12 protein-coding genes are annotated in these 13,888 nt (G+C 41.7%); all 12 read right to left on the bottom strand.

The genetic code is table 11. The features are described from left to right. Positions 1-250: 250 nt before the first annotated feature. Entirely contained in the window at positions 251-850 is a 600-nt protein-coding gene (locus MFP28_RS02065; protein ID WP_002908059.1) for a response regulator transcription factor, read from the bottom strand. Further along, positions 847-1,947, bottom strand: a complete 1,101-nt coding sequence (locus MFP28_RS02060) for a sensor histidine kinase (RefSeq protein WP_002908058.1) — start codon at positions 1,945-1,947, stop codon at positions 847-849. The genes MFP28_RS02065 and MFP28_RS02060 overlap by 4 nt, the downstream gene beginning before the upstream one ends. A gap of 4 nt (positions 1,948-1,951) precedes the next feature. After that, entirely contained in the window at positions 1,952-2,686 is a 735-nt protein-coding gene (locus MFP28_RS02055; RefSeq protein ID WP_002908056.1) for an ABC transporter permease, read from the bottom strand. A 10-nt stretch (positions 2,687-2,696) separates the two neighbouring features. Beyond that, complete coding sequence (locus MFP28_RS02050) at positions 2,697-3,572, bottom strand: ABC transporter ATP-binding protein (protein ID WP_002908055.1); 876 nt, start codon at positions 3,570-3,572, stop codon at positions 2,697-2,699. 420 nt (positions 3,573-3,992) lie between these two features. Continuing rightward, entirely contained in the window at positions 3,993-4,601 is a 609-nt protein-coding gene (locus tag MFP28_RS02045; protein WP_002908053.1) for an SP0191 family lipoprotein, read from the bottom strand. Between the two features lie 109 nt (positions 4,602-4,710). Next, positions 4,711-6,375 carry a DAK2 domain-containing protein gene (locus tag MFP28_RS02040; RefSeq protein WP_002908051.1) on the bottom strand — a complete coding sequence of 555 codons (1,665 nt, stop codon included), beginning with the start codon at positions 6,373-6,375 and terminating at the stop codon, positions 4,711-4,713. A gap of 2 nt (positions 6,376-6,377) precedes the next feature. Beyond that, the gene (locus MFP28_RS02035) at positions 6,378-6,743 is read right to left on the bottom strand and encodes an Asp23/Gls24 family envelope stress response protein (protein WP_002893676.1); all 366 of its coding nucleotides are present in this window, start codon (positions 6,741-6,743) and stop codon (positions 6,378-6,380) included. A gap of 142 nt (positions 6,744-6,885) precedes the next feature. Further along, positions 6,886-7,074, bottom strand: coding sequence for a 50S ribosomal protein L28 (gene rpmB / locus MFP28_RS02030; protein WP_001140948.1), 189 nt, complete (start codon positions 7,072-7,074; stop codon positions 6,886-6,888). 130 nt (positions 7,075-7,204) lie between these two features. Then, a complete protein-coding gene (locus MFP28_RS02025) occupies positions 7,205-7,879 on the bottom strand; it encodes a LiaF transmembrane domain-containing protein (RefSeq protein WP_002908050.1) in 675 nt (224 codons plus the stop codon). A 4-nt stretch (positions 7,880-7,883) separates the two neighbouring features. Then, complete coding sequence (locus MFP28_RS02020; protein WP_002908049.1) at positions 7,884-8,330, bottom strand: LytTR family DNA-binding domain-containing protein; 447 nt, start codon at positions 8,328-8,330, stop codon at positions 7,884-7,886. Positions 8,331-8,503: 173 nt separating this feature from the next. After that, entirely contained in the window at positions 8,504-11,050 is a 2,547-nt protein-coding gene (locus MFP28_RS02015) for a hypothetical protein (protein ID WP_223331383.1), read from the bottom strand. 569 nt (positions 11,051-11,619) lie between these two features. Then, the gene (locus MFP28_RS02010; RefSeq protein WP_002908046.1) at positions 11,620-13,752 is read right to left on the bottom strand and encodes a hypothetical protein; all 2,133 of its coding nucleotides are present in this window, start codon (positions 13,750-13,752) and stop codon (positions 11,620-11,622) included. Positions 13,753-13,888: the final 136 nt, after the last annotated feature.

Below are 13,888 nucleotides of genomic sequence, written 5' to 3'. Positions count from 1 at the left end.
CATTTATTTACAATTTTCTAAAAATTCAAAAAGCTTTCTACTATGATAACATTTTTGAAAAAAATTGCAAGTCATGCAGAATGTTTTTCTACATTTTTTCTCTAAATCCGAATGTTTTTTTCTAAGAAAAGATAAAAAGCCAGAACTATATTTATAGTACTGACCTTTCATTAGAATTATTAGCTCTCAAATGTTCCGTTTATGGGAAAGCTCCCGCTCCTCATCTTTTCTAAAAAGCTGAATCTTCCAGCTATAACCAGCCTTTCTCTTGCCCGATTCGGACGGCTTCTGTTCGGTTTTCGGCATCTAACTTGGTCAAAATAGCAGACATATAGTTACGAACCGTTCCATTTGACAGGTAGAGTTTTTCAGCAATTTCTTTATTGGACAGGCCAGTCGCCGCAGCTTGCAGGACTAGCCTCTCCTGCTGAGAGAGAGGGTTCCTACTGGTCATTAGCACCTCCATCAATTCCGGCGAATATTCCTTTTGCCCATCTAGAACGGTATGGATGGTCTTCATCAAATCCGCAATGCTACGCTCTTTGAGCACATAAGCATCTACATCCGCCTTAACAGCTCGCTCAAAGTAGCCCGGTCGCTTGAAGGTTGTGACGATGATGACCTTGATGTTGGGTCGATTGGCCTTGACCCATTCGAGAACGTCTAGGCCGGTTTGGTGGGGCATTTCCACGTCCAAAATAGCTACATCAAGAGTTTCTGACTTGAAACAGTCAATAGCCTTCTGCCCATCTGCGGCCTGATAGACTTCTTCGACATCTGGCTGCAGCTGCAAGAGCTGAGCTAAGGCATCTCTCAGCATACTTTGATCTTCTGCTAACAAAAGTTTCATGCTTCCTTCCCTCCGTATGGCAATTCAATCCGAATCCACGTCGGATCTTGGCTGCTAAGAATTTCAAGACTTCCTGACAAGGCAGACAGTCGCTCTCGAATACTATGCAACTCCCGACCAGTCAGCTTTTGAAAACCACAACCATCATCCTGAATGTCTAAAATAAGCTTTTCGTTTTTCTTTACCAAAGAAAAATTACTCTTTTTAGCCTTGGCATGCTTGATGATATTGGTCGCCGCCTCCAATAAGATCATACTAATCGTTGACTGCTGACTCGGTGGGATACTGGCAACATTGAGCTGGTTATCTATCTCGACCTGAACACCGCTCATCTCCAGCATGGCACGAATGGTCACTAGTTCCTCGTCCAGCGTCCGATTCTTTAGATCGTTAATAATCCGCCGAACATCAGCCATGGACTTCTTGCTGATCTCTTGCACTTCCTGCAGTTCTTTTGCTGCCTTGTCGTAGGCTTCCATCTGCAAAAACTGCTGAGCCAGCTCCGCCTTAACACTGAGCATGGCAAAGGTATGCCCTAGACTATCATGTAAGTCACGGCCAATCCGATTGCGCTCATTTTCTGCCATAAAAAGATTCAGCTGGGCATTTTGTTTTACCTTTTCTTCCTTGATTCGCTCGGTCGTCTGAATCCGATGGAGACCAAAGGTCAAGCCATCCGAAAAGAGAAAGGTTACAATAAAGAAGAGTAGCTCTGCTGGACCAACATGACCCAACAAGTAATTAGTCAGCAAAATAGCAGGCTGCAAGGCGACAAAGGTCAAAAAACGCCAGGATTTAAACGAGACATCATCCAGCTCATAAATGAGCATATTTGATAAATAAAAGACGTACCAAGCAAACCCTCCATTTAACCAGACCGAACAATAATATATGTAAGCAACCAAGAACCACCAAGAAAAAAACTGGATAAGGCGATGGTTACTTAACAAGACCGCATAGTAAGCCGCAACAAAAATAGCTGTCCAGAACAAGAGGAAAAGCGGGTATTCCCCGCTAATTACTCCCGCAACTGGAAAGATGATAAAGACCAGCGCAATATGAAACATATAGTGGACTTGTTTAAGTTTTTCCCACATGAATTTATTTTACCTCAATTCGCTTTTTGAGCTGCAGCACAAGTATGCTAACCAAAACCGTATAAATCAGAACAATCAGAGCGGCCTTGCCATTGAACTGATGGTGTTCTAGATAAGAAGACACGACTTGCATCAGTTGATAACTTGGCGTCAACTTACCGATTGGCTGGAGCCATTTTGGAAACATAGTCAGAGGGAACCATAGACCGCCCAGAACAGCCAGTGCCATATAGACGATATTTCCCACTACAGACATGAGCTGAGCACTTGGTAAGAGACTGACCAATACCCCCATAGCAATAAAGACTACACTTCCTATCAGAAGAATCACTGCAATAAGAAGCCAGTCTACCATTGGCAGATTAACCCCGCGAACAAAATGCCCAATTGAGAAGACTACGATAATAGAAAGCATAAAAGTCAACAGCGTACTGCAAAGTTTTGATATATAATATTTTACCATAGAAATTGGCGAGTGCTGAATCATTTTTTGCCAGTTATTATTTTTATCAGACTGCAAAGTGCTTGGAATGCTAAAGAAAGCACTAGACATGATACTAAAAAGGGTCATAGAGAAGAGGTATCCTCGAAGCACACGCTCAGGCGTATCACTTCCAGACATCATTCCTGAGAAAATCAGGTAAAAGACGCTGGGCAGACCAATAGACAAGAGATAATAAGCAGCCTGCCGCTTCATTAAAATCAACTCAATCTTCATAAGACTTACCATATTTTTCATGATTACTCTCCTATTCTTGTGTCGTTTCAAAAATACTATCCAAGAGGGTACGGTTACGTACTTCAATCTCTTCGATTGTACAGCCGTTTTCCTGAAGAACCTGCCAGACCTGTCCAGCATCCCTAGTAGCAAAAGATAAAGCCTTTTGCTTGATTTCTAAATCAGTCACATTATCCAGCTTTTCAAGCACAGACTGATAAGTCAGTGGCAAGGTAAAGTGTTTTTCCTGCTCCTCACTGCGCATGGCATAAGGCGTCGTGTCCCGAATCAACTCGCCCTTGTGCAGCACCAAAATCCGATCTGCCGTATGCTCGACTTCTTCGATATAGTGAGAGGAGTAGACGATGGTCACTCCCTGCTGCTTGAGCTGATTAACAATTTCCCAGAAATGCTGACGAGTAGAGGTGTCCATAGCAGAAGTCGGTTCGTCCAAGAACAGAATCTTAGGACGGCCAATCAGACTCAGAACAAAAGAGAAGAGACGCTTTTGTCCACCAGACAGCTTGCTGGCCAACTGATTCTTTTGCTTGTCTGTAAATTGCAGCAAGTCATCAATTTCTTGATTGGACAGACTATTTGGATAAATAGCTTGGAAGAACGCCAAGAGTTCCTTGACCTTCAAATCCTCCACCACTGTATTTTCTTGTGGTAAAATCGCTACCGACTGCTTGAGATGATTGTCAGTCGGCTTGAGTCCCTGAATCGTAGCCTGACCTGCTGTCATAAACTTATCGCCCAGCAAACAGTCCATGAGAGTCGTTTTCCCTGCTCCGTTGGGACCAATCAAGGCCACACAGTCACCTTGGGAGATTTCAAAGGAAATATCCTTTAAAATCTCCTTACCATGAATGCTTTTTGAAAGCTTCTTTACTTCGATCAGTTCCATTTTACTCCTCCTTTGATTCGATAAAGCGCATGTGCATCTTTCCTTTATTTTTCCAAAGCCGGAAGAAGAATAAAGACCAAATGCTTTTTTAATTCTTACAGCAACCTTTTATCATTTTGTTAACTATATTATAAGGCAAAGAAATTTTTCCTACTAGTTGATTTTGTCACCAGCTGACATGACAAATGTCACTATTCCGCTTTTAGAGCACAAAGCTAGCAAATATTGGAATAATCTGTTTATCTCCCCTCTGCATGAAGACACAAAAAAGCCGGTCCCCCTCGTTGAGAGGAGCCGACTAGTTGTATGTCTGTTGCAATTTAGATAGAAACTGGAATCAAAGCAGCCTAATCTAAAAAATTTTTCAATAAACTAGCTACTCAATCTGTAAGATATGAGGCGACCAACGCTTTTTAAACTTTAGCTCTGCACCTCTTCTTTGAGACCATTGAGCTTCAGACTCAGAATGAACATCTCAGGTGTAATATCCTTAATGTCCTTTAATCCAAAGCCTTGGAAGAAACTGTTCTTTTCCACCTCTTCGATATTGACCTTTTGCAAATCAATTTCAATCAAGGTCTGCAATTTCTTCTCTGCTGTAACTGAATAATCAATATTGACACCCTCCAGACTCTTAGCTGCTACATAGTTTGAATCAGACTGCATTCCTTCACGAATGATAGTCGTCATTTCCTCTGGAGTCAAGGTAGCTGAAGCCGCACTAGCTTCTTCTGGCAAGGAAGTGAGCAATTCCATCCGAAGATTCAAGATTTTCTTGCCCTGATAGGTAATTGTATCACGATGATGAATTTCTTCAATGTCTCCAACCAAGGTTTTAGAGACAATCTCTGTACTTTCGGAAGAAGAACTGGATGACTCGCTAGAGCTGGAGCTAGAGCTGGATTTAGTCCGCCTAGAAGAAGCTGCTGATTCAGAAGAATGTCTAGGACGATGCTTGCTGAAGCTAGGAAGCACACAGCCCGTCAAGAGCACCGAAGCAGAAATAACAAGAATGAAAAATTTTTTCATAGTTCACCTTTTTTACTTTTTATTTGTTACAGTATAACATAATACCAGTTTCTTGTCTAAGTATTTTCCACAAAATGACAAAAGGCAACCTTTTGATTGCCTTTTTATGCTATTCAACACTAAAAATATATGGATAAACCGGCTGACTGCCCTGATGAATTTCTACTTCTACATCCTCGAATTGTTCCATTAAATCTTGAGCAAGACTGCTAGCCAATTCTTCGCTGCCGTCTTCACCGATATAGATAGAGACAATCTCGCTATCTTCATCCAGCATCTTGCTGAACGTTTCTTTCAAAGCTGTCAGCATATCTGGATTAGAAACAACAATCTTACCATCCACCATACCGAGGTTGTCATTCTCATGAATTTCCAAGCCATCAATCGTCGTATCGCGAACCGCAGTCGTCACGCTGCCGCTGACTACTTCTGCCAAGGCTGCAGTCATACGCACTTGGTTTTCCTCGATAGTCTTGCCGCCATCAAAAGCTAGGAGACTGGTCAAACCTTGAGGGATTGTGCGAGTCTCAATAACAGCTGCAGGCTGCTCAATCACTTCTGCTGCTGATTGGGCTGCCATGAAGATGTTTTTATTGTTTGGCAAGATAATAATATTGCGAGCATTGACTTGCTCCACAGCCTTGATGAAGTCTTCTGTAGATGGGTTCATGGTTTGGCCACCAGAGATGATGTAGTCAACTCCCTGAGCCTTAAAGATTTCAGATAAGCCATCACCAGCTACTACAGCGATAATCGCATACTCTTTCTCTTGAGCCGGCTTGGCTGAGCGCTCTTCTTTTTCAACCTGCGCTTCGTGCTGGTTGCGCATATTATCAACCTTGACCTTGACCAAACTACCATACTTGAGACCTTCCTGCATAACCAGTCCTGGATCTTCAGTATGGACATGGACTTTGACGATTTCGTCATCGTTGACTACCAACAGGGAATCTCCCAAATCGTTGAGGTAGTTACGGAATTCATCATAATCAAAGTCTTTTACATAGGTTGGTCCTGCCTTGAGAGCCACCATGATTTCTGTACAGTAGCCGTAAGTGATGTCTTCCGTTGCCACATGGCCAGCTACAGACTTATGATGCTCAGCATTGATCATCTCAGACATGGTCGCAGGTGTCGCCACAAAGTCCTCAGACGCAATATATTCGCCTGTAAGAGCAGACAAGAAGCCTTCGTAGATAAAGACCAGTCCTTGACCGCCAGAATCCACAACACCGACTTCTTTCAGAACCGGCAGCATATCCGGTGTCTTAGCCAGAGCAGTCTTAGCTCCTTCAAGAGCTGCCTTCATAACTTCTACAGCGTCATTAGTGACTTCAGCTTTCTTCTTGGCACCAATCGCTGCACCGCGGGAAACAGTCAAAATTGTTCCCTCAACCGGCTTCATAACTGCCTTGTAAGCCACTTCTACACCAGACTGAAAGGCCAGTGCTAGATCTTCACCAGTCAGCTCTTCATGCTCCTTCACGCTTTGAGAAAAACCGCGGAAAAGCTGGGAAGTGATAACTCCTGAGTTACCACGCGCGCCCATCAAAAGACCTTTCGCAAAGATGCCTGCCGCTTCGCCAACTGTTGAAGCAGACTTATCTGACACTTCCTTAGCACCATTTTCAATAGTCATACCCATGTTGGTACCTGTATCACCATCTGGAACCGGGAAGACATTCAAAGAGTTTACATATTCAGCCTGTTTATTTAAGCGAGTAGATGCTGCTTGCACCATTTCTTGGAATAAACTAGTAGTAATATTTGCCACGATTATTCTCCTACGACTTTAATATTTTGGATATAAACATTCACTGCATGGGCAGTAATTCCGAGCTTGTTTTCCAAACTGAACTTAACACGCTCTTGGATGTTTTTAGAAACTTCGCTGATTTTGACTCCATAGCTTAACACAGTGTAGACATCAACTGCGATATCACCTTCATCAGTCGCTTTCACAACCACGCCCTTAGCATAGTTTTCTTTTCCTAAAAGGGCTTGAAAATTATCCTTGATTGCATTTTTGCTGGCCATGCCAACTACACCAAAAATTTCAGTCGCTGCACCGCCGACGATTGTTGCAATCACATCATCAGTCAGCTCAATTTGACCATCTTTTGTATTAATTTTCACAGTCATAATTTGTACCTCAAAAGTATTTTATAGTTTATTCTACCATATTTTATACAGGGTGTAAAAGAGGAAGGGTCTAAATCAACTGTCTAGGCGGAAATTCCCAAGCAAAAAAGGACGGAAAATTTCCATCCTTTTTAAATAAAGATTAAACGCGTTCAACTTTACCTGATTTAAGGGCACGAGCTGAAGCCCAAACTTTTTTAGGTTTACCGTCAATCAAAACAGTAACTTTTTGAAGATTTGGTTTAACAGCGCGTTTTGTTTGGTTCATCGCGTGAGAGCGGTTGTTTCCTGATACAGTCTTACGACCAGTAAAGTAACATACTTTAGCCATTGATACTTATCCTCCTGATTAGTTTAAGGTGTTTTACCACATACTTATAAAGTCTACCATACTTTACCGAGTTTGGCAAGAGCTAGTTCCCAAGTTTTGCAAATAATCACCTTTTTAAAACAAGAAATAATTAGATATAAATCACTTTCAAATGACCGAAAGCCACGCTGCCTTCTAAATAGAGCGTTTTTTCTTTTTCACTGGTATCGCGAACTTGAGAAACACCGCCAAAAGCACAAGCAACCTTGCTGACAACCTGCCAAGAGCTTGGAACAAAGAGAGTGGCATTACCAAAAGCAACTTCCACTTTAAAAGTCGCTGAATCCCCAGCTATCTTAGCGTTGTCAAAGTAAACCTTGGCACTACCAAAAGAGCAAGTCAGCTCATCATAGCTAAAATTGTCCTTATTGACATAACGGGTGCCTGAGCCAAAGACAATGCCTTCGCCACCAATTTCTTCGCCAGAAAAATGTTTAGAAAAATGCCTTAATTTCCATTTTTTGCTAGGTTTGACCAAGAAATTGACACCGATACAGGCTAGAATACCAGCAAAACTAACTGCGCTTGCTGAGATATTGGGCAAGAGGTCGTAAGTGCTATTAGCAATGATAAAAGCGATAATGGCAAAGATAAAACCTAGCGGAATGTTGCCAGAATAGAAGCTCTCCGCTGAAAAATAGACAAAGCCCATAATGACCAACAAAGGCCAAACATTGATGTGAATAACGGGAATCCCGAAATTCCCCTGCAAAAGTACCCAAGCTGCTAGAAGTAAGCAAGCCAGTCCTAATATTGTTTTTCTCATGATGTTACCTCGTTTCGTTTAACTTTTCTTTTAAAATTTGATAATAGTGCCTAGACACATACACTTCCTTATGGGTATCGTAGAAACGGACGCTGCTACTGCCCGAAAAGGATTTTTCCAGCGAGTAAATCGCCTTACTATTGATAATGCTGGATTTGGATATGCGACAAAAATAATAGGGCAGGCGGTCTTCCAACTCATAGAGCTTGTGCTTGACTTCATAAGCATCCTCACGCGTATGAGCAAAAATCTTGCTACCGTCAGTCTCGAAAAAGAGAATATTGTCAATATCCAGAAAATATTCGCTAGCTCCCTTATAAAAAATAATGGGCGGTGCCGTTGCTTGCTCCAGAGCTTGCTGAATTTGCTCGAGCTGAGCATCAAATCGAGCAGCCCTGATGACAATCTCTACTTCCGCTAAATCCGAATCCAGTTCTACTCGAATTTTCATTGCTACCTCCTTTACTTTCTACGTTTATTATATCAGTTTCAAAATGAGAAACAAGGCTTTTTCAGTAAGTGGTAGATTTTGGGCGGTAAGTGGTTTGCTGCTAACATTGACAAGAATCAAACATCAAAAAACCGGGTCTCGTCCCGGTTTTTTGACAATATAAGGAAAAGGAATTAGTTTTTCTTGTTTTTAGAGGCTTTTGATTTGCCCGACTTAGAGCTAGTAGATGATTTCTCTTGTGTTTTAGATCCTTTTTTACTAGTTGAATTCGCTTTATTATCTTTGGAATTATCTTTTTCTCCCCCCTTATAAAAGCCTGCAACATTTTTCCCAAAACCAACAACTTTATCAATAGGATCAGTAATTTTTTTTGACGGCTCAAGAATCTTAGAAGCCTCTTCTACCCCTGAGTTCACAGTCTTATTTATTTTTTCTGCTTCACCTTTATCCAATGATTTCTTAACTGACTGAATATAGTTCTTATCAATATAGTCTATCCTTTGTTTATTTCGTTCAGTAATTTCATTTAACTTTTGCTGCTGCCCAGGTGTCAACGGAAAATCCGATTTCATCTGGCCAGTTATACCTATCAGTTCTATTGTGTCCTGAATTACTGGCTGATCAACAAAATCTATAAATCCATTCCATGCTCCTGCATAAGCTCTCTGTGTACTGGCACTGATTGCAGTATAAGCTGTCTTAGCTCTCTTAATATTTCTATCTACAAAATCATCAGAAGGAAGAACTTTATTATTTTTTTGCGATAGTTTATCTTCTTCTCGTAGTTCTTTTTCAAGTTGTTTCATATCAACTCGACCATCAGAAGTCGATGGCTTACTCCAACTCACCGGCCCTGCAAACATCGCACCCGCTTGATAATAGTCTTCTGGTGTTCGACTAAAAGTTTGAGATAAGCCTAAGTCAACCGTCGTTGGAAGAGTTTGGTTAGTGAGTACGTCCTCTGTAGCTAAAGGATTGTTAAAAAGGGTTGAAGTGGGCTTACTTTCGCTGACCCATTGCCAATCTCCGTCTAAAAACGAACCCAGCAATTGATTTTTTCCTGTTGCTGACAGAGAGGATGCATAGTCTAAAGCAAAGCCTGGGAGTCCTTCCTTGCTCGTGGTTGTCTGCTTGAAGCCTGCCCAATCAGCCAAAGCCTCTGACATCGTTGGGGTGTTAACAGTTTTTGACTTCTCAGAGATATCAATCCGCTTCCAATCACCCTCGACTGGATTAAAGACAGACCATTGATTTACTGGTGACGTGCTAACAAAGTCCTCTGTAGGTTTTGTTGCAGAAAGAGTATATTCACCCTCCAATGGAGAGAGACTTGCTGTTCTTGATGCAGCATCCTGAACACTAGCCCAATCATCAAGTGTCAAATCACTTAGAGAGTTCCTTTTGTTGGAAAGCTGGCTTCCAAACGCATCGGTTACACGAGTCCAGTCTCCTGTTGTAAAATCATCTGTTGCCGTGATAGTTGACGAAGCCGAATTGTTGAAAGAATCATTGATTCTAGACCAATTATCTGCCTCCAAATCACTATAAGCAGCGCTTGTTGACGTTCTATTGTCACTAAAATCTGATACATGCGACCAGTCACCTGCTGTAAAGTCGTTCAGACCTAAGCCACTTGTTGAAAATTTATCGCTTGATGAATCAGATACTCTTGACCAATCGCCTGAAGTAAAGTCACTCACTGTCTTGCTGGTTGACGAAGCATTATCAGCCAAGGTATCAGATGTTCGAGACCAATTACCTGTATCAAAATCACTAAAAGAGTCGGAAATCTCGGAAGATTTCTTAGCGACTGAATCATTGGTGCTCGTCCAATTTCCTGCGCTCAAACCTGCAGAACTTGTATTGCCGTCAGAAATGCTAGACCAGCTTCCAGAACTATAATTGTTGCCCGATGAAATAGCATCACCAAAGCTGGAAAAGTCGCTGTTATCCTTAGACGAACTAGTATCCCCAATACTGGACCAGCTTCCAGATCCATTCGACAAGTCGCTGTCGCCAATACTGGACCAATTCCCAGAACTATCTGACGAGCCAAAGCTACTATTTGAAGTAGAGATTCCAAGACTATCATTATCTGAAGTAGAATAGCCGCCGAAGCTGGTAGAATCTGAAGAGCTGAAACTTCCAGAATCTGAGAAACCTAGACTATCACTATTTGAAGTGGAGGAGCCATAACTACCGGAGTCTGAAGAACCTGAACCGAAACTGTCGGAATCTGAAGAACCTGAACCAAAGCTTCCAGAGTCTGAAGAGCTGGAACCGAAACCGTCGGAATCTGAGGAGCTGGAACCAAAACTACCAGAATCCGAAGTACTGGAACCGAAACTACCGGAATCCGAAGTACTGGAACCAAAGCTTCCAGAGTCTGAAGAGTTTGAATCTAAACTGCCGGAATCCGAAGAACTAGAGCCAAAACCGCCAGAATCCGAAGTACTGGAACCAAAACCGCCTGAATCCGAAGTACTGGAACCAAAACCGCCTGAATCTGAGGAACCTGAACCGAATCCGCCGGAATCCGAAGAATCTGAACCGAAACCACCGGAGTCCGAAGAATCTGAACCGAATCCGCCGGAATCCGAAGTACTGGAGCCAAAACCGCCAGAATCTGAGGAACCTGAACCACCATCATAAGCCTGAACCTGCCCAACGTGGACAAACACAGCGCTCAACAAAATCAAAAGCATTAGTCTTTTCTTCACAAATGCTCCTCCTTTCTTTTTTTACTATTCTAATATACCATAATTTTATTATAGGTTGCTGATTTTTTTGCCATGTAAAAATATTTTAAAGACCTTGAAACATTATGTCATATATAATTGACACCTTGTCCAGTGAAAAAGAAACCTTGCTTTTACAAGATTTCTAAGACCTATTTATACCCCCTGCAGGGAATTTTCTTATTAACCCAAATTTGTATTATATAGTGCTGCTCTTAAATTTGTGATGAAAATAATATCAAGCAGTACCTAAAAATTCCTGGTAAAGATACATATTGGGTTTCGAACCATAAAAAACCTAAGCGTGTATCACTCCAACTGTCTAAAAATAAGCTTAATGCTTCTAACTTCTTCTTAAGTAGGATATAAAAAAATTATCTTTCGCTTGATGAACTAGAAAAAGCTACTATAGTCTATAGTGTTTGCTACAAAAAACGAATTAAAAGGACCGAATCCTGTTCAATATAGAATTCAATCCTTTCAATAATTATTGGTTCAGCTTTGAAATCTTAGTACAGAAACCTAGTCTTTCGATAAGATGTCAAAGAAGATTATTTTTCCTGACTATTACTAGCTCCTTTGGAGCCCTCCTTTTGTCCTCCTCTCATTCCTTGAATTATTCCAAATAGCGAGGGAATGCGATCTTCTTTTTCTCCAGTAATGGGATTATAACCTGTCGTACCGATAACAACATCCAAAGGCTCTACATCTGTTTTAGATCCAACAATATTATTTGCAATAATAGCAATTCGACCAACAGATTCAGGCAGAGGAGAACTATCAGGAACGGCATCTGTTCCTGATAAAGTCTCTCCAGTAAGTCCAATGTAGATATTATTTGCTACATTATGGGTTAAATTATCAGCAATTATACCGATGTATCGTGCACCCGTTTCGCTCGTTCTAATCACCCCTGTTCCAAGAACCGGAGAAGTTCCTTGTGCTATATTATAATTTAAAGATCCGATAGGGGTTAGAACTTCTTCAGGCACTGGCTGAGGATCAGGAGTCACGTATGTTCCCAACTCAGTAAACGTCACTCCAGTCAATTTTCCAAATGTGCCATCAAATACATCATAAACTTCTTCTCCAACAATACCCAAAGCAGTCGTTGGAGTAGAAAAAGGCTTGCCAGTTTCTGTCCCCCACATATTAGGGTTCCTTCTTTCTCCTGTATTTGTTGTATTTGTTGCAGAGACAGTGTAATCAGCCTCCAAGGGAGAGTAATTACCCCAAGCATCGTTTCCCAAAACGTTGAAAGTTTCATTTGAATCACCTGTCAAACCGCTGCCAAGGTCAGCAGAAGATTCGGAGCCAGTTCTATCGACTGGTTTATCCGAAACAAAACTGCCTAAGCTGTCCGGATTAGCTGTCAAACCATTGCCTGCGGAATCTGCAGCGTTTGATTCAGTTGCCGAATCTATCGAATTAGGCTTGTCAGAGCTTGCCGAGTTTATTGACTCAGTTGTAGAATCTGATTCTGAGATAAAACTACCTAGACTATCTGCATCTGCAGTCAAACCACTGCCAAGGTCGGTAGAAGATTCGGATCCAGTTCTATCGGCTGGTTTATCCGAAACGAAACTGCCTAAGCTGTCCGGATTAGCTGTCAAACCATTGCCTGCGGAAGCCGCAGTGCTTGATTCAGTTGCCGAATCTGTCAAATTAGGCTTGTCAGAGCCTGCCGAGTCTATTGAATCAGTTGTAGAATCTGATTCTGAGATAAAACTACCTAGACTATCTGCATCTGCAATCAAACCACTGCCAAGGTCAGCAGAAGATTCAGATCCAGTTCTATCGGCTGGTTTATCCGAAACGAAACTGCCTAAGCTGTCCGGATTAGCTGTCAAACCATTGCCTGCGGAAGCCGCAGTGTTTGATTCAGTTGCCGAGTCTGCCAAATTAGGCTTATCAGAGCTTGCCGAGTCTACTGACTCAGTTGTTTGATTAGCTGAATCTATAGGAGTCGAGGAAGCCGTCGTTTCATCTGTAGTAGTGACAGAATTAGTTGCATCCGTAAGGGGTGTGGGAGGAGCGGTCGCTACTGCTGCATCTGGTGTGCCCGCCATTATATCATCTGTGCTCGTTGTTGGATTGCTTGATTCTGTAGAAACTGGGGCAGAAATATTCCCCAGATTAGTCAAATTATCACCATCATTTGCTGACGCATCCAAAGAATCAATAGTTGGAATATCTGAAGCGAAGTCACCTAAACTATCCGGATTAACGGTCAAACCGCTGCCCAAATCAGAGGAAGAATCATCATCAGATGTGTCATCGTCAGAATCCGAAGAGAAGTGACCTAAATCATCTGCATCAGCAGACAAGCCACTGCCCAAATCAGAGGAAGCATCATCGTCAGATGTGTTATCGTCAGAATCCGAAGAGAAGTGACCTAAATCATCTGCATCAGCAGATAAGCCACTGCCCAAATCAGAGGAGGCATCATTGTCAGATGTGTCATCGTCAGAATCCGAAGAGAAGTGACCTAAATCGTCTGCATCAGCAGACAGGCCGCTGCCTAAATCAGAGGAAGAATCATCATCAGAATCTGAATCATTAGACGAACTAAAGCTACTAGAATCTGAAAAACTATCAGAGTCACTGCTATCAGCACGAACTTGTCCTATACCAATAAATATGGAAATTAATAAAATTAAAAAAAATAGCAATCGTTTTTTCATAAACACCTGCTCCTTTCTTTTTATACTAATTCACTGTATCATATTTCTCTTTGATTTTCTTGATTTTTCCACCATGTAAAGATATTTTAACCTCTTTGCATTCGAACTTTTATAATTGACACCTTGTTCAGTAAAA

This window comes from Streptococcus sanguinis (genome assembly GCF_050234405.1).
Classification (GTDB): domain Bacteria; phylum Bacillota; class Bacilli; order Lactobacillales; family Streptococcaceae; genus Streptococcus; species Streptococcus sanguinis_W.
The sequence above is the reverse complement of the archived record's forward strand: the minus strand, read 5'-3'. Positions and strand labels throughout refer to the sequence as shown.